The sequence below is a fragment of the Pseudomonas sp. S2_B07 genome, assembly GCF_054668435.1.
This window is the reverse complement of record NZ_CP162769.1, coordinates 4,593,564-4,610,127: the sequence shown is the minus strand read 5'-3', so window position 1 is coordinate 4,610,127 and position 16,564 is coordinate 4,593,564. Positions and strand designations below refer to the sequence as shown.

Sequence of the window (16,564 nt, the reverse complement as noted above, 5' to 3'; positions counted from 1 at the left end):
GGAAATGCCATGCATCAGCGAGGTTTCAGCCTGATCGAACTGCTTATGGGACTGGCGATTGCCGCAATTGTTCTGCTGTTGGTCAGTCCGGCGTTCGCAGCACTCACTGAATCGAACCATCGCGAGGCGACGGCGAACGCTCTGGTCAGTGGTATTCGCAATGCCAGAACCTTGGCCATTACACGCAATCAGGCCGTTGTGATTCACGGCATCAACGGGGATTGGGGTCAGGGCTGGCGGATCATTCTGGACATCAGTGGCAAAGGACCAGAGGACAGCAGCAATCCGCTGCTGGTTGAGCGCGTGGATAGCGCTCGGGGAGCGATTGTCGGCAATTGGCCGGTCAGGCGATATGTTCGATTCAGCGGGATCGGCGAACCCCAGATGCCCGGACGGGCGTTTCAAGCGGGGACTGTGCATTTTTGCGCAGCCCGCGAACCGGTCAGCCAGCTCCAGGTGGTGCTGGCCGCTACAGGTCGCGTCAGCCTGCGCAGCGACAAGGCTGAGCAGGCTTTATGTCAGCGTTAAAGCAGGGAACGCACGCGCAGCTCTTTAGGCATGGAGAACGTGATGTTCTCCTCGCGACCGGCCAGTTCATCGGCACCGGTGGCGCCCCATGCCTGCAATTGCTGGATCACGCCCCGCACCAACACTTCCGGAGCGGAGGCACCAGCGGTAATGCCGATACGTTCGACACCCTCAAACCAGCTCTTTTGCAGGTCTTCGGCGCCGTCGATCAGGTAAGCCGGGGTGGCCATGCGCTCGGCCAGTTCACGCAAGCGATTGGAGTTGGAGCTGTTCGGGCTGCCAACCACCAACACCACGTCGCATTCGTCGGCCAGTTGCTTGACCGCGTCCTGACGGTTTTGCGTGGCATAGCAGATGTCGTCCTTGCGCGGACCACCAATCGCCGGGAAACGTGCACGCAGTGCGTCGATCACGCGGCTGGTGTCGTCCATGGACAGGGTGGTCTGGGTCACGAAAGCGAGTTTTTCCGGGTTGCTCACCTGTAACTCGGCGACGTCTTTCTCGTCTTCGACCAGGTAAATCGCACCGCCATTGCTGCCATCGTACTGGCCCATGGTGCCTTCGACTTCCGGATGACCGGCGTGGCCGATGAGGATGCATTCACGACCATCGCGGCTGTAGCGTGCGACTTCGATGTGCACCTTGGTCACCAGTGGGCAGGTTGCGTCGAACACCTTGAGGCCACGGCCGGCGGCTTCGGTACGCACCGCCTGGGAAACGCCGTGGGCACTGAAGATCACGATGACGTCGTCCGGCACCTGATCCAGTTCCTCAACGAAGATCGCCCCGCGAGCACGCAGGTCTTCGACGACGAATTTGTTGTGGACCACTTCGTGGCGCACGTAGATCGGCGGCCCGAATACTTCCAGGGCGCGATTGACGATTTCGATCGCACGGTCCACACCGGCGCAGAAGCCACGGGGGTTGGCGAGTTTGATTTGCATGCTGTGCCTCGTGTCTTGCGCGCAAGAAATTAAAACATTGCAGGAGCTGAGCTTGCTCGCGAAAGCGCTGTGTCAGTCAACATTGATGCTGAATGTGGTGACGCCTTCGAGCAAGCTCTGCTCCTACAGGTGACCGTGTTCGGTCAGTTACAACGATTTGACGCTGATGATCTCGACGTCAAAGGTCAATGTCTTGCCGGCCAGCGGGTGGTTGAAGTCGATGGTCACTTGCTCGTCATCGAATTCTTTCACCACGCCAGGCAGCTCAGTATTCGCCGCATCGTTGAAGATCACCAGCAAACCCGGTGACAGCTCCATGTCCTTGAACTGCGAACGCGGGATGATCTGTACGTTTTGCGGGTTCGGCTGGCCGAAAGCGTTTTCCGGCTGAATGGTCAGCGTACGCTTGTCGCCTGCCTTGAAGCCGAACAGTGCCGCTTCGAAACCTGGCAACAGGTTGCCGTCGCCGACCTGGAAGGTCGCCGGGGCTTTGTCGAAGGTGCTGTCGACGGTGTCGCCGTTCTCCAGGCGCAGTGCAAAGTGCAAGGTGACTTCCGTGTTCTGGCGGATGCGTTGCTCAGCCAATACCTGTTCAGTCATGAACGGTTTCTCCGGTCTTCTTACTTTTGAACATATCCAGTGCCAGCATCACCGCACCGACAGTAATTGCGCTGTCGGCAAAGTTGAACGCCGGGAAATACCAGCGGTTCTGCCAATGCACCAGAATGAAATCGATCACATGGCCCAGGGCGATGCGGTCATACAAATTGCCCAGCGCGCCACCCAGCACCAGCGCCAGCGCGACGGCCAGCCAGGTTTCGTTGCGCCCAAGACGCTTGAGCCATACCACCAGCACCGCGCTGACCACCACGGCGATCAGGGCGAACAGCCAGCGCTGCCAGCCGGAGCTGTCAGCCAGGAAGCTGAACGCAGCGCCGGTGTTATAAGCCAGGGTCCAGCTGAAGTAATCGGGGATCACCACGATTTGCTGGTACATCTGGAGCTTGCCTTCGAAGTAGAACTTGCTGACCTGGTCGATGACCAGGACCAGCAAACTCAACCAGAGCCAGCTCAGCCGTCCGAAACGGCCAACGGCATTAGGCATAGTGACGAACCTCGCCAGCGCCGCTGATGTTGTCGACGCAACGACCGCAGATTTCCGGATGCTCCGGGTTCACGCCGACGTCTTCACGGCAGTGCCAGCAACGGGCGCACTTGGCGTGGCTGGACTTGACCACTTGCAGCTTCAAGCCGCTGACTTCGGTGACTACCGCATCGGCCGGTGCCAGTACAAACGGCGCAACGGTCGCGGTCGAGGTGATCAGCACGAAGCGCAGTTCGTTGCTCAGTTTGGCCAGGTCGGCGCTCAGCGCGTCATCGGCAAACAGCGTCACTTCGGCTTGCAGGTTGCCACCGACAGCCTTGGCCGCGCGCTGGATTTCCATTTCCTTGTTGACGGCTACCTTGACGGCCATGATCCGCTCCCAGTAGGCGCGGTCCAGCTCGACGCCTTCCGGCAGCTCGGTCAGACCTTCGTACCAGGTGTTGAGCATCACCGACTCGTTACGCTCGCCCGGCAGGTATTCCCACAGTTCGTCAGCGGTGAACGCGAGGATCGGCGCGATCCAGCGCACCAGCGCTTCGGAGATGTGGTACAGCGCGGTTTGCGCCGAACGACGGGCCTTGCTGTTGGCGCCAGTGGTGTACTGACGGTCCTTGATGATGTCGAGGTAGAAACCACCCAGCTCCTGCACGCAGAAGTTGTGGATCTTGGAGTAGACGTTCCAGAAGCGGTATTCGCCGTAGTGCTCTTGCAGCTCGCGTTGCAGCAACAGGGTGCGGTCCACGGCCCAACGGTCCAGCGCCAGCATGTCTTCGGCCGGCAGGATGTCGGTGGCCGGGTTGAAACCGGTCAGGTTCGAGAGCAGGAAGCGCGCGGTGTTACGGATACGCCGGTAGGCGTCCGCACTGCGCTGCAGGATCTGCTCGGACACCGCCATTTCACCCGAGTAATCGGTGGAAGCCACCCACAGACGCATGATGTCGGCGCCCAGGGTGTCGTTGACCTTTTGCGGAGCAATCACGTTGCCCAACGATTTAGACATCTTGCGACCGGACTCATCGACAGTGAAGCCGTGGGTCAGCAGTTCGCGGTACGGCGCGTGGTTGTCGATGGCGCAACCGGTCAGCAACGACGAGTGGAACCAGCCACGGTGTTGGTCCGAGCCTTCCAGGTACAGGTCGGCACGTGGACCGGTTTCGTGGCCCATCGGGTGCGAACCGCGCAGGACGTGCCAGTGCGTGGTGCCCGAATCGAACCAGACGTCCAGGGTGTCGCTGATTTTGTCGTAAAGCGGCGCTTCGTCACCGAGCAGTTCGGCGGCGTCCATCTTGAACCAGGCTTCGATGCCTTCGACTTCGACGCGCTTGGCAACTTCTTCCATCAGCTCGGCAGTGCGTGGGTGCAGTTCGCCGCTTTCCTTGTTCAGGAAGAACGGGATCGGCACGCCCCAGTTGCGCTGACGGGAGATGCACCAGTCGGGACGGTTGGCGATCATCGAGTGCAGGCGCGCCTGGCCCCAGGCCGGAACGAACTTGGTGTCTTCGATGGCTTTGATCGCCCGCTTGCGCAGGGTGTCGCCGGTCGCAGGCTCTTTGTCCATGCCGATGAACCACTGCGCGGTGGCGCGGTAGATCAACGGGGTCTTGTGACGCCAGCAGTGCATGTAGCTGTGTTCGATGATGGTGGTGTGCAGCAGCGCACCGACTTCAGTCAGTTTATCGACGATGGCCGGGTTGGCTTTCCAGATGAACTGGCCGCCAAAGAACTCCAGCGACGGCACATAAACGCCGTTGCTTTGTACCGGATTGAGGATGTCGTCGTTGACCATGCCGTACTTCTTGCAGGTCACAAAGTCGTCCACGCCGTAGGCCGGTGCGGAGTGAACCACGCCGGTGCCAGCGCCCAGTTCAACGTACTCGGCCAGGTAAACCGGCGACAGGCGATCGTAGAACGGGTGACGGAAATTGATCAGTTCCAGTTCTTTACCGGTGGTGGTCGCGATGACCGAACCTTCCAGGCTGTAACGGGCCAGGCACGACTCGACCAGCTCTTCCGCCAGTACCAGCAGTTTGTCGCCGACGTCGACCAGGGCGTAGTTGAATTCCGGGTGAACGTTCAGCGCCTGGTTGGCCGGGATGGTCCACGGGGTGGTGGTCCAGATCACGATCGAAGCCGGCTTGTCCAGCGACGACAGACCGAATGCGGCAGCCAGTTTGGCTTCGTCGGCGATCGGGAACGCTACGTCGATGGTCGAGGACTTCTTGTTCTCGTACTCGACTTCCGCTTCAGCCAGGGCCGAACCGCAGTCGAAGCACCAGTTCACAGGCTTGAGGCCCTTGAACACGAAGCCGCCCTTGACGATTTCAGCCAGGGCACGGATTTCACCGGCTTCGTTCTTGAAGTCCATGGTCTTGTACGGGTTGGCGAAGTCGCCCAACACGCCCAGACGGATGAATTCGGATTTCTGCCCTTCGATCTGCTCGGTGGCGTAGGCACGGCACAGTTCGCGGGTCTTGTCCGCGCCCAGGTTCTTGCCGTGGGTCACTTCGACTTTGTGCTCGATCGGCAGGCCGTGGCAGTCCCAGCCCGGAACATAAGGCGCATCGAAACCCGACAGGGTCTTCGAGCGGATGATCATGTCCTTGAGAATCTTGTTCAACGCATGACCGATGTGAATCGTGCCGTTGGCGTACGGAGGACCGTCGTGAAGTACGAACTTCGGACGATCCTTGCCAATCTCGCGCAACTTACCGTACAGGCCAATGCTGTCCCAGCGCTGCAGAATCTGCGGTTCGCGCTGAGGCAGGCCGGCCTTCATTGGGAAGGCGGTGTCCGGAAGGTTTAGCGTGGCTTTATAGTCGGTCATTTAAGGCTCTTCATTAGCGATTGGCGCTAGGTGCGACAGGGCACGGGCGGCGGCGACATCCGCATTGATCGCCGTCTTAAGCGCCTCCAGAGAGGCAAAACGCTGCTCTTCACGCAGCTTGTGGTGGAAGACCACCGTCAAACGCCGGTCATACAGATCGCCGGCAAAATCTAAAAGATGCACTTCGAGGTGGGCTTTGCCATCCCCTTGGACCGTTGGTCGCACGCCGATATTGGCGACGCCTGGCCAGGTCTTGCCGTCGATGTCGACGTTGACCAGGTAAACCCCGGTCAGCGGCACGCGACGACGCTTGAGTTGTATGTTGGCCGTGGGCGTACCCAGCTGGCGCGCCAGCTTCTGGCCATGTAGCACCCGGCCAGTAATCTGGAACGGCCGCCCGAGCAGTCGCTCGGCCAGGACGAAATCGGCAGCGGCCAGGGCATTGCGGACCTGGGTGCTGCTGACGCGAATGCCGTCCAGTTCGACGGTTTGCGCAGCTTCCACGGTAAAGCCCTGAACGATGCCGGCCTGTTGCAGGAAATCGAAATCGCCAACGCGGTCACAGCCGAAGCGGAAGTCGTCACCGACCTCAAGGTGCTGCACACCAAGGCCGTCCACCAGAATGGTATCGACGAATTCGCTGGCGCTGAGCTTGCTCAGCCGCTGGTTGAAGGCCAGGCACAGGACGCGGTCGACACCTTCGTCGGCCAGCAGCTGCAGTTTGTCCCGCAGCCGGGCCAGACGGGCCGGGGCCGTGTCCGGGGCGAAGAATTCTCGCGGCTGCGGCTCAAAAATCACCACGCAGCTCGGCACGCCCAACTCGAGCGCACGTTCACGCAGCCTCGCCAGGATAGCCTGGTGGCCACGGTGAACACCGTCAAAGTTGCCAATAGTGGCGACACAGCCCCGATGCTGGGGGCGCAGATTTTGGAGGCCTCGAACCAGCTGCATAACGCGCTTCTTGCTCATAAAGTGGTCGATTATAACCACACCCGGCGGCCGACGACAGGCAACACCGTAACCAAAGTGATCGAGCCGACAAAACCACCGGCTCGCCCGTGTTTATCGAGACTGCAACCTCAGCTCAATGCCTTGCGATTGAAGTCGCGCAAACGGAAGCCCATCAGCAGCAACATTCCGAAGTAAGCGACGATGCCGGCGGCGATCAAGGCGCCCAGACGCAGGAATCTTTCAAGCATATGCCCTTGATCCCATGCCGGCATAAAGTGCATCCCGACCAGCAATACGGCGGACATCACCAACACGGCGATAACGAGCTTGGCGCCGAACTTCGCCCAGCCCGGCTGCGGTTGGTACATCTGCTGCTTGCGCAGTTGATAGAACAACAGCCCGGCGTTGATGCAGGCACCGGCACTGATGGCCAGGGCCAGGCCGGCGTGGGCCAGCGGACCGATCAGCATCAGGTTGAACAACTGCGTAACCACCAGGGTGAAAATGGCGATTTTTACCGGCGTGCGGATGTTTTGTTGCGCATAAAAGCCCGGTGCCAGCACTTTGATCACGATAATCCCGAGCAAACCGACGGAATAAGCGATCAGTGCACGCTGGGTCATCGACGCATCAAAGGCACTGAACTGGCCGTACTGGAACAGCGAAACGGTCAGCGGCTCAGCCAGGATCCCGAGCGCCAGCGAACACGGCAACACCAGGACGAAGCACAGGCGCAGGCCCCAGTCGAGGATCCGCGAATATTCGTGACGGTCCTTGCTGGCGTAGGTTTTGGCCAGCGTCGGCAACAGAATCGTGCCCAGCGCCACACCCAATACGCCGGACGGCAACTCCATCAGGCGGTCGGCGTAATACATCCAGGACACGGAACCGGCCACCAGGAAGGACGCGAAAATGGTGTTGATGATCAGGGAAATCTGGCTGACCGATACGCCGAGAATCGCCGGCAGCATCTGCTTCATGACCCGCCACACGCCGCTGTCGCGCAGGTTCAGACGCGGCAACACCAGCATGCCGATCTTTTTCAGGTGCGGCAGCTGGTAAAGCAATTGCGCCAGGCCACCCACCAGAACCGCCCATCCGAGTGCCATGACCGGCGGATCGAAGTACGGCGTCAGGAACACCGAAAAGACGATCATGCTGACGTTGAGCAAGGTCGGCACAAAGGCCGGCACCGAAAAACGGTTGTAGGTATTGAGGATCGCACCGGCCAGGGACGACAGGGAAATCAGCAATATGTAGGGAAAGGTCACCCGTAACAGGCTGGAGGTCAGCTCAAATTTTTCCGGTGTATCGGTAAAACCCGGCGCCGTTGCCCAGATAACCCAGGGCGCTGCAATCATCCCCAGTGCCGTGACCAGCGCCAGCACGAGTGTCAGCAGGCCCGAGACGTAGGCAATGAATGTTCGCGTCGCCTCCTCGCCCTTCTGGCTTTTGTATTCGGCCAGAATCGGCACGAAGGCTTGGGAAAACGCCCCCTCGGCGAAGATTCGCCGCAACAGATTGGGCAATTTGAAGGCGATAAAGAAGGCGTCCGTCGCCATCCCGGCACCAAATGTACGTGCGATCAGCGTGTCACGAACAAACCCCAAAACCCGGGAAATCATCGTGATAGAGCTGACGGCGGCCAACGATTTGAGCAGATTCATTGAAAGAGTTTGTGCCTGTCGATAAACAGCAGGCGAACAAAGCGCCTACTTATGCGATACTCCGCGCCGCAGCAGCACAGAGCCAAAGCTCGCGAGTTTACAGGTCAAGCGCCGGAAATAAATATCCCGCCTCTTTATACCTACCACTTAGCGGAACGTCTCAACCGCCCTTGACAAGACATCAACTCATCGGCATGATTCGCGGCCTATTTTGTTTGCTATTTCCTAAAAAGTCTTTCGAGGAGCTCGACGGTGGCCAACACACCTTCCGCCAAAAAACGTGCAAAACAGGCTGAGAAGCGTCGCAGCCACAACGCCAGCCTGCGTTCCATGGTTCGTACCTACATCAAGAATGTAGTTAAAGCCATCGACGCAAAAGACGCTGCTAAAGCTCAAGCTGCTTACGTTCTGGCCGTGCCAGTTATCGACCGTATGGCCGATAAAGGCATCATCCACAAGAACAAGGCTGCTCGTCATAAGAGCCGCCTGAACGGTCACGTCAAGGCTCTGAACCTTGCTGTTGCCGCATAAGCGATAAGCTTGTTGAAAAACCGACCTCAGGGTCGGTTTTTTATTGCCTGCGATTTAACAGACACCATACAAAAAAATGCAGGAGCGAGCCTGCTCGCGATAGCGGTGCAACATTCAACACTGATGTCGACTGTTGCACCGCTATCGCGAGCAGGCTCACTCCCACATTTGGTTTTGCGTCAGATTATTGAGCGTGCGCCCACGGCAGGATCGGGATCGCCGTCACCGCATTCTGCGGACTACCCTCGATCAAGCGATCGCTGTAGACCAGATACACCAGCGTATTGCGCTTCTTGTCGAGGAAGCGCACCACCTGCATGGTCTTGAACACCAGCGACGTGCGCTCCTTGAACACCTCATCACCATCCTTCAGCTCACCCTTGAAACTGATGGGACCGACCTGGCGGCAAGCAATGGAGGCCTCGGCGCGATCTTCCGCCAGGCCCAAACCACCCTTCACGCCTCCAGTCTTGGCGCGCGACAGGTAGCACGTCACGCCGTCGACCTTAGGATCATCAAACGCCTCGACGACAATCCGGTCGTTCGGCCCGACGAATTTGAACACCGTCGACACCTGGCCAATTTCCTCAGCCGAAGCCAGTAGCGGCATCGCCAGCAGCAGACCCAATAATCCTTTTGCCACACGCATTCAAATATTCCTTCAGACCAGAATCAGGTTATCGCGGTGAACCAGTTCCGGCTCAGCCATGTAACCCAACAGACCGACAATCGCCTCAGACGACTGACCGATGATTTTTTGTGCTTCCAGCGCACTGTAGTTGGCCAGGCCACGGGCGATCTCGCGACCATCCGGCGCCACGCACACCACCATTTCGCCGCGACGGAAGCTGCCCTGTACCAGCTTGACCCCCACCGGCAGCAAACTTTTATGGTCCTGGGCCAGCGCTTTCACCGCACCACCGTCCAGCACCAGCGTGCCACGGGTTTGCAGGTGCCCGGCCAGCCATTGCTTGCGCGCCGCCAGCATGCCACGCTCAGGCGAGAGCAAGGTGCCGATGCGCTCACCCGCCTTCAGGCGATCCAGCACGCGCTCAATGCGCCCACCAACGATGATGGTGTGCGCCCCGGAACGAGCTGCCAGACGCGCCGCACGCAATTTGGTCTGCATACCGCCACGCCCCAGCGCACCGCCAGTACCGCCCGCCACCGCATCCAGCGCCGGATCATCAGCGCGCGCCTCGTAAATCAGGCTGGCGTCAGGGTTGTTGCGCGGATCGGCGTCGAACATGCCATCGCGATCCGTGAGGATCACCAGCAAATCAGCTTCAACCAGGTTAGCCACCAGCGCCGCCAGCGTGTCGTTGTCGCCAAATCGGATTTCATCGGTCACCACGGTGTCGTTTTCGTTGATCACCGGGATCACTTTCAGCTCAACCAGGGCGCGCAAGGTGCTGCGGGCGTTCAGGTAGCGCTTGCGATCGGACAAGTCATCGTGCGTCAGGAGAATCTGCGCGGTGTGCCGGCCATGCTCGGCAAAGCTCGACTCCCAGGCCTGCACCAACCCCATCTGACCGATGGCGGCGGCGGCCTGCAACTCGTGCATCGCGCTGGGTCGTACGGTCCAGCCCAAGCGGCTCATGCCCGCGGCCACAGCCCCGGAAGACACCAACACCAGCTCGACGCCAGCTTCATGCAAAGCCACCATCTGCTCGACCCAGACACCCATTGCCGCGCGATCCAGGCCCTTGCCGTCCGCTGTCAGCAAAGCGCTGCCGATCTTCACGACCCAACGCTGCGCACCTGTCACCTTGCTCCGCATCATCTTCAACCTTAGCTTGAGGACAGCGCGACCTGGCACTGCCCGTGACGTTAATCGTGGCTATTACTGACCAACGATCGATTTCCAGATACTAAAACGCCGCTCGATTGAGCGGCGCTTAAGTTTACTGCAACGAATCAGTCACGCACGTAAATGATTTCCGGACCGTCTTCGTCATCCACATCTTCTTCGTCCCAATCATCGTCGCCGATGTCATGGACCGACTTCACGCCACTACGGCGCAGGGCACGCTGGTCATCCAGGGCCTGCAGCTGAGCACGAGCTTCGTCTTCGATGCGCTGATCGAGCTCTGCCAGCTCTTCCTTGTAGGCAGGGTCCGCAGCCAGACGATCAGCACGATCTTCCATGTAACGCATGATGTCGTGGCACAGACGCTCAGTGCCAAGCTTGGAGATGGCCGAGATCACGTAGACCGGACCAGTCCATTCCAGACGATCAACGATCTCCTTGACGCGAGCATCGTGCTCTTCTTCAAGGATCTGGTCGCACTTGTTCAGCACCAACCAACGATCACGTTCAGCCAGGGACGGGCTGAACTTGGTCAGCTCGCTGACGATCACCTCAGCCGCATCCGGTGCGCTGGTGTCATCCAGTGGCGCCATGTCCACGAGGTGCAGCAGCAAACGGGTACGCGACAAGTGCTTGAGGAAGCGAATCCCCAGGCCAGCGCCATCGGAAGCGCCTTCGATCAGACCCGGAATGTCCGCGACCACGAAGCTCTTCCAGCGATCGACGCTGACCACACCCAGGTTCGGCACCAAGGTGGTGAACGGGTAGTCGGCGACTTTCGGCTTGGCGGCCGATACCGAGCGAATGAAGGTACTTTTGCCGGCGTTCGGCAAGCCCAGCAGACCGACGTCCGCCAGCACTTTCATTTCCAGCTTGAGGTCACGCGCCTCACCCGGCTTACCCGGAGTGGTCTGACGCGGAGCACGGTTGGTACTGGATTTGAAACGGGTATTACCCAGACCGTGCCAGCCGCCGTGAGCCACCAGCAACTTCTGGCCGGCCTTGGTCAGGTCGCCGATCACCTCTTGAGTGGCCGCATCGATGACGGTGGTGCCCACCGGCACGCGCAGTACCAGCTCTTCACCTTTCTTGCCGGTGCAGTCGGTGCTGCCGCCGTTGGAACCGCGCTCAGCGTCGAAGTGACGGGTGTAACGGTAGTCGACCAGTGTGTTGAGGTTTTCGTCGGCGATCATGTAGACCGAGCCGCCATCACCACCGTCACCGCCGTTCGGGCCGCCGTTTTCAATGAATTTCTCGCGACGGAAGCTCATGCAACCGTTGCCGCCGTCGCCGGCCTTTACTCGAATCGATACTTCATCAACAAACTTCATAACAAAACGCCTCTCGCCATACGGACGAGCCGAAAAAATCTAGACATAAGACTCTTGCAAAAATGAGCGCAGCGACCTCAATCAACGACCGCAAAAACCTGCGCTGGAGCCCATCACAAACAGCTTTGCAAGAGACTCACCCCACAAACGAAAAAGCCCCGTCGCAAGACAGGGCTTTTCCAGCAACCACGTAATTATGCCGCGACGACGTCAGTCTTCGGAACAATGCTTACGTAACGGCGATTGAAAGCGCCTTTTACTTCAAACTTGATCACGCCGTCGATTTTAGCGAACAGAGTGTGATCTTTACCCATGCCAACACCGTAACCGGCGTGGAATTGGGTGCCGCGCTGACGCACGATGATGTTGCCCGGAATGATAACCTGGCCGCCATACATCTTCACGCCAAGGCGTTTGGCTTCTGAGTCGCGACCGTTACGGGTACTACCACCAGCTTTTTTGTGTGCCATGAGTCAATTCTCCTAGTGAGGAATTAGGCTGAAATTAAGCCTGAATACCGGTGATTTTGATCTCGGTGTACCACTGGCGGTGGCCCATACGCTTCATGTGGTGCTTACGACGACGGAACTTGATGATGCGGACTTTATCGTGACGACCTTGGGAGATCACTTCAGCCACAACGGTAGCGCCAGCAACAACTGGAGCGCCGATGTTCACGTCATCGCCATTGGCGACCAACAGAACGCGATCAAAAGTAACGGATTCGCCGGTAGCGATTTCCAGTTTTTCGATCTTCAGGTATTCACCTGGGGCGACCTTGTATTGCTTGCCACCAGTAACAATTACTGCGTACGACATGGTATTTCTCCGATAATCCTGCTCACCCAGCTCTTTATAAGAAGAGGTATTGGCTGGCATGGCTGCATAGGGCTGGAAGGCCGGTTTGCAATTGCGTAAGGCAGGTGCTGCCCAGGAAGTTCAGGGTGCGCGATTGTACGCAAGCTGCCGGAGTGATGCAAGAGGCCGTCCATCGCGCCTTGACACTCGCCGACGTGGGTCCTAGCATGCCGCGCAACCCTTCTGGAGCAACTGTCGCTGATGCAACCCCAAGCTTTCTACCGCGCGGTGGCGGACGATTTTAGCGCCGTCGACGGCATCATCAAGAAGCAGCTGACTTCCCGAGTGCCGCTGGTATCGAAAATCGGCGATTACATTACCTCGGCTGGCGGCAAACGCCTGCGTCCTTTATTAGTGTTGCTGTGTGGCAAGGCGCTGGGCCGCGAAGGCGACGACCTGCGTCTGCTGGCCGCGACCATCGAGTTCCTGCACACCGCCACCCTGCTGCACGACGACGTGGTCGACATGTCCGGCATGCGCCGTGGCCGCTCGACCGCCAACGCCATGTGGGGCAACGCACCCAGCGTACTGGTCGGCGACTTTCTGTATTCGCGCTCCTTCGAAATGATGGTCGAGCTGGGCTCCATGCCGGTGATGAAGATCCTTTCGCAAGCGACCCGCATCATTGCCGAAGGCGAAGTGTTGCAGCTGTCGAAGGTCCGTGACGCCAGCACCACCGAAGAAACCTACATGGAAGTCATCCGCGGCAAGACCGCGATGCTCTTCGAGGCGTCGACCCACAGTGCTGCCGCACTCTGCGAAGCCACAGCTGAGCAGGCCGAAGCCCTGCGCACCTTTGGCGACCACCTGGGCGTGGCCTTCCAACTGGTCGACGACCTCCTGGATTACAAAGGCGACGCGGAAACCCTGGGCAAGAACGTCGGCGACGACCTGGCCGAAGGCAAGCCGACCCTGCCGTTGATCTACACCATGCGCGAAGGCACGCCGGAACAGGCAGCCCTGGTGCGCAAGGCGATCCAGAAAGGCGGCATCGAGGATCTGGAAAGCATTCGCGAAGCGGTAGAAGCCTCCGGCTCGCTGGAATACACCGCGAAACTGGCCCGTGATTACGTGGCCCGTGCGATCAAATGCCTCGACGCACTGCCTGCCAGTGAATATCGCGACGCATTGGTTGAGTTGAGTGAGTTTGCGGTAGCCCGCACGCACTAACTGCACCGTAATACCCTGTGGGAGTGAGCCTGCTCGCTCCCACAGTTTTCGGCGTCGCCCCCTCCCAGCTAAAACCCTATATAATGTGCGCTTTTTAGCGATCCTGAATCCAAGGAGCTTTAGTGAGCACGTTGCCACCCTGCCCAAAATGCAATTCCGAATACACCTATGAAGACGGCGCACAGCTGATCTGCCCCGAGTGCGCGCACGAATGGTCCGCCAGCGGCGAAGCCGATGTGGCGTCCGATGACGCCGTGAAAAAGGATTCGGTCGGCAATGTCCTGCAGGACGGCGATACCATCACCGTGATCAAGGACCTCAAGGTCAAGGGCACGTCGCTGGTGGTCAAGGTCGGCACCAAGGTCAAGAACATCCGCCTGTGCGATGGCGACCACGACATCGACTGCAAGATCGACGGCATCGGCCCGATGAAGCTCAAATCCGAGTTCGTCAGAAAAGTCTGAATCCGCTGTATTCCATCCCGCGCCATGCGTGGGATGGTGCTTCGCCCTCCCCCGCTTCAACCCGCCTGCCCGCGCAATAGCTAAACGCCAGCCGATTTGACCTTACGCAACCTTTACCCGGAAAGAAGCACAAACTGCCAATAGGCCCTTGCTATTTGATGAATAAGAATTATTCTCATTGAAACCCAAATCAATGGAGATGAGACATGACTTATTTGATCGATGCCTGGCTGGATCGACCACACCCTTACCTCAGGATCCTGCATCGGGAAACCGGGGAAGTCTGTGCCGTGCTTGAAGAAGAAGCCTTGAGCGAGTTGCAGGATCAGGGGGATCTGGACGTCAACGGACTAAGCTCCAGCGAGCCAGTGGTGCTGAAGGAACTGGTGCGTAATCTGTTTCTGTTCTGTTATGCCCGGGCGTTGCGCCCATCGAATGAACTGCACCACAAGATCGAAATATGAAAATCACCGCAAAAAAATGTGGGAGCGAGCTTGCTCGCGATGACTGACTAACATCCAACATCTCTGTCGACTGTTACGCCGCTATCGCGAGCAAGCTCGCTCCCACAGAGGTCTTACAGAACGTCGAGCAGTTCGACGTCGAACACCAGTACGCTGTGCGGCGGAATGCTGCCAACGCCTTGAGCGCCGTAAGCCAGTTCGCTCGGCACGTACAGACGCCATTTGCTGCCGGCATTCATCAGTTGCAGGGCTTCGGTCCAGCCAGCGATCACGCCGCCAACCGGGAATTCTGCAGGCTGGCCGCGCTCGTAGGAGCTGTCGAACACCGTGCCGTCGATCAGGGTGCCGTGGTAGTGGGTACGCACTTGATCTTCACGGGTCGGCTTCGCGCCTTCACCGGCAGTCAGCACTTCGAATTGCAGGCCGGAAGCCAGGGTGGTGATGCCTTCACGCTTGGCGTTTTCAGCCAGGAAAGCCAGGCCTTCGCCAGCAGCCGCTTCAGCCTTGGCAGCCGCTTCGGCTTGCATGATTTCACGGATCACCTTGAAGCTGGCGGACATTTCTTCCTGGCCAACACGGCTTTCCTTACCGGCGAAGGCATCGGTCAGACCCGCCAGGATCGCGTCCAGGCTAACGCCCGGTGGCGGGTTGTCGCGCAGTTGGTCGCCCAGCTGACGGCCAATACCGTAGCTGACGCGGGTTTCGTCGGTGGACAGATTTACTTCGGACATGACACTGCTCCGCTGTGCGGACGGCCCGGGAACTTGCCGTGCGTGCACAGCGCGTCCCGGAGCGCCCGGAACCAAAAGGGCCAGCAGACTAGCACAGATGGCATCGTCCTGATGAGGGCTGTCAGTGATGCCAGGAAGAGCGGAAGGCAATCGGCACCTTCAGACTTTCCCCCACGCTGGCACCCAGCCCGCACATTTCATCATGAACCGAGGCGTGAACCAGATTGAAGGGTAAGGTCGGGAATTTATGCAGCACCTGACGAGCATGCTCGACCGAGCGCAGGTGGAACATATGGTCGTGGGCATCGCTCAAGGGATACGCGGCACCGTGCATGCGCGCTTCCAGCAGATAGATCCCGCCTTCCATGGAGATCAGGTTCAACTCATCGACTTTCCCTGCGAGGGCATATGCGCGTAGTTCAACAAGGTTCATGAAGGCACCTCATACAATGGCGAGCCAAGACTACTTACAGGGATAGGCCCCGGCGCATCAAAGTACAAGCCAGCAACGGCACCGCCCGTCCGGTTCGACCATCTCTCCTTGCGGGAGCGTGGCTTGCCCGCGATGGCATCAGCGCGGTTTAGCGCCAGACCGAGATGATGCCATCGCGGGCAAGCCACGCTCCCACAGGGATTTTGGGCGAATCAGTGCTTGGTCAGCTTGTCCAGATAACCCATGGCGAAGGCCGACACGACGAATGTCATGTGGATGATCACGTACCACTTCAAATGCTCGGGATCGACGTTCTTGGCGTCCATGAAGATCCGCAGAAGGTGGATAGAGGAAATCGCCACGATGGAAGCGGCCACTTTCATCTTCAGGGAAGAAGAATCCATGGTGCCCAGCCAGTTGAGCTTTTCCTTATGGTCATCGATGTCCAGTTCAGAGACGAAGTTCTCATAACCTGAAATCATCACCATCACCAGCAAACCGCCCACCAGCGCCATGTCGATCAGCGACAGCAGCACCAGGATCAAGTCCGATTCCGCCATCGAAAACACGTTGGGGATAACATGGAAAACTTCCTGGAAGAACTTCAGCGCCAGCGCCAGCAGCCCAAGCGACAACCCGAAGTAGATCGGCGCCAGCAGCCAGCGGGAGGCGTACATTGCATTTTCGATAAAGCGTTCCATTGAATCTCACACAGGGGTTGAAAATGGCCGCGAGTATACCAGCCACCCGTCG

At 58.8% G+C, this 16,564-nt stretch carries 19 protein-coding genes; 5 read left to right on the top strand and 14 right to left on the bottom strand.

Annotation, left to right across the window (positions count from 1 at the left end):
* Window positions 1-9 precede the first annotated feature (9 nt).
* Window positions 10-528, top strand: a complete 519-nt coding sequence (locus AB4N43_RS21180) for a GspH/FimT family pseudopilin (RefSeq protein ID WP_027924192.1) — start codon at window positions 10-12, stop codon at window positions 526-528.
* On the opposite strand, the gene ispH is transcribed toward AB4N43_RS21180, so the two are convergent.
* The 6 genes from ispH to murJ form a co-directional block, all read right to left on the bottom strand.
* Window positions 525-1,472, bottom strand: coding sequence for a 4-hydroxy-3-methylbut-2-enyl diphosphate reductase (gene ispH, locus AB4N43_RS21175; protein WP_027924193.1), 948 nt, complete (start codon window positions 1,470-1,472; stop codon window positions 525-527). The genes AB4N43_RS21180 and ispH overlap by 4 nt on opposite strands.
* A 147-nt stretch (window positions 1,473-1,619) precedes the next feature.
* Window positions 1,620-2,057, bottom strand: a complete 438-nt coding sequence (gene fkpB, locus AB4N43_RS21170) for an FKBP-type peptidyl-prolyl cis-trans isomerase (RefSeq protein ID WP_010467538.1) — start codon at window positions 2,055-2,057, stop codon at window positions 1,620-1,622.
* A 7-nt stretch (window positions 2,058-2,064) separates the two neighbouring features.
* The gene (lspA, locus tag AB4N43_RS21165) at window positions 2,065-2,577 is read right to left on the bottom strand and encodes a signal peptidase II (protein ID WP_027924195.1); all 513 of its coding nucleotides are present in this window, start codon (window positions 2,575-2,577) and stop codon (window positions 2,065-2,067) included.
* Window positions 2,570-5,401, bottom strand: coding sequence for an isoleucine--tRNA ligase (ileS, locus tag AB4N43_RS21160; protein ID WP_027924196.1), 2,832 nt, complete (start codon window positions 5,399-5,401; stop codon window positions 2,570-2,572). The genes lspA and ileS overlap by 8 nt, the downstream gene beginning before the upstream one ends.
* Entirely contained in the window at window positions 5,402-6,352 is a 951-nt protein-coding gene (gene ribF / locus AB4N43_RS21155; protein ID WP_027924197.1) for a bifunctional riboflavin kinase/FAD synthetase, read from the bottom strand.
* Window positions 6,353-6,480: 128 nt separating this feature from the next.
* On the bottom strand, window positions 6,481-8,019 hold the full coding sequence (gene murJ / locus AB4N43_RS21150) for a murein biosynthesis integral membrane protein MurJ (protein WP_027924198.1): 1,539 nt from the start codon (window positions 8,017-8,019) through the stop codon (window positions 6,481-6,483).
* Between the two features lie 252 nt (window positions 8,020-8,271).
* On the opposite strand from murJ, the gene rpsT reads away from it, so the two are divergent.
* Entirely contained in the window at window positions 8,272-8,550 is a 279-nt protein-coding gene (gene rpsT / locus AB4N43_RS21145; protein ID WP_007942340.1) for a 30S ribosomal protein S20, read from the top strand.
* A 184-nt stretch (window positions 8,551-8,734) separates the two neighbouring features.
* Here the strand turns inward: rpsT and AB4N43_RS21140 are convergent, their stop codons facing one another.
* From AB4N43_RS21140 to rplU, 5 genes are all read right to left on the bottom strand, one after another.
* Window positions 8,735-9,199 carry a CreA family protein gene (locus AB4N43_RS21140; protein ID WP_008022496.1) on the bottom strand — a complete coding sequence of 155 codons (465 nt, stop codon included), beginning with the start codon at window positions 9,197-9,199 and terminating at the stop codon, window positions 8,735-8,737.
* A gap of 12 nt (window positions 9,200-9,211) precedes the next feature.
* On the bottom strand, window positions 9,212-10,330 hold the full coding sequence (proB, locus tag AB4N43_RS21135; protein WP_123433510.1) for a glutamate 5-kinase: 1,119 nt from the start codon (window positions 10,328-10,330) through the stop codon (window positions 9,212-9,214).
* A gap of 137 nt (window positions 10,331-10,467) precedes the next feature.
* Window positions 10,468-11,691, bottom strand: coding sequence for an Obg family GTPase CgtA (cgtA, locus tag AB4N43_RS21130; RefSeq protein ID WP_027924200.1), 1,224 nt, complete (start codon window positions 11,689-11,691; stop codon window positions 10,468-10,470).
* Between the two features lie 194 nt (window positions 11,692-11,885).
* Entirely contained in the window at window positions 11,886-12,161 is a 276-nt protein-coding gene (gene rpmA / locus AB4N43_RS21125) for a 50S ribosomal protein L27 (RefSeq protein WP_007943982.1), read from the bottom strand.
* A 34-nt stretch (window positions 12,162-12,195) separates the two neighbouring features.
* Window positions 12,196-12,510: a 50S ribosomal protein L21 gene (gene rplU, locus AB4N43_RS21120; RefSeq protein WP_003176051.1), complete on the bottom strand. Its 315-nt coding sequence runs from the start codon at window positions 12,508-12,510 to the stop codon at window positions 12,196-12,198.
* A gap of 240 nt (window positions 12,511-12,750) precedes the next feature.
* On the opposite strand from rplU, the gene AB4N43_RS21115 reads away from it, so the two are divergent.
* The 3 genes from AB4N43_RS21115 (at window position 12,751) to AB4N43_RS21105 (ending at window position 14,647) form a co-directional block, all read left to right on the top strand.
* Window positions 12,751-13,719: a polyprenyl synthetase family protein gene (locus AB4N43_RS21115; RefSeq protein ID WP_027924201.1), complete on the top strand. Its 969-nt coding sequence runs from the start codon at window positions 12,751-12,753 to the stop codon at window positions 13,717-13,719.
* Between the two features lie 122 nt (window positions 13,720-13,841).
* The gene (locus AB4N43_RS21110; protein WP_027924202.1) at window positions 13,842-14,183 is read left to right on the top strand and encodes a zinc ribbon domain-containing protein YjdM; all 342 of its coding nucleotides are present in this window, start codon (window positions 13,842-13,844) and stop codon (window positions 14,181-14,183) included.
* 206 nt (window positions 14,184-14,389) lie between these two features.
* Complete coding sequence (locus AB4N43_RS21105) at window positions 14,390-14,647, top strand: PA4570 family protein (RefSeq protein ID WP_027924203.1); 258 nt, start codon at window positions 14,390-14,392, stop codon at window positions 14,645-14,647.
* A 113-nt stretch (window positions 14,648-14,760) separates the two neighbouring features.
* Here the strand turns inward: AB4N43_RS21105 and AB4N43_RS21100 are convergent, their stop codons facing one another.
* From AB4N43_RS21100 to AB4N43_RS21090, 3 genes are all read right to left on the bottom strand, one after another.
* The gene (locus AB4N43_RS21100) at window positions 14,761-15,378 is read right to left on the bottom strand and encodes an FKBP-type peptidyl-prolyl cis-trans isomerase (protein WP_027924204.1); all 618 of its coding nucleotides are present in this window, start codon (window positions 15,376-15,378) and stop codon (window positions 14,761-14,763) included.
* A 121-nt stretch (window positions 15,379-15,499) separates the two neighbouring features.
* The gene (locus AB4N43_RS21095; protein ID WP_027924205.1) at window positions 15,500-15,811 is read right to left on the bottom strand and encodes a DUF6482 family protein; all 312 of its coding nucleotides are present in this window, start codon (window positions 15,809-15,811) and stop codon (window positions 15,500-15,502) included.
* A 212-nt stretch (window positions 15,812-16,023) separates the two neighbouring features.
* Window positions 16,024-16,512: a TIGR00645 family protein gene (locus AB4N43_RS21090; RefSeq protein WP_027924206.1), complete on the bottom strand. Its 489-nt coding sequence runs from the start codon at window positions 16,510-16,512 to the stop codon at window positions 16,024-16,026.
* Window positions 16,513-16,564 lie beyond the last annotated feature (52 nt).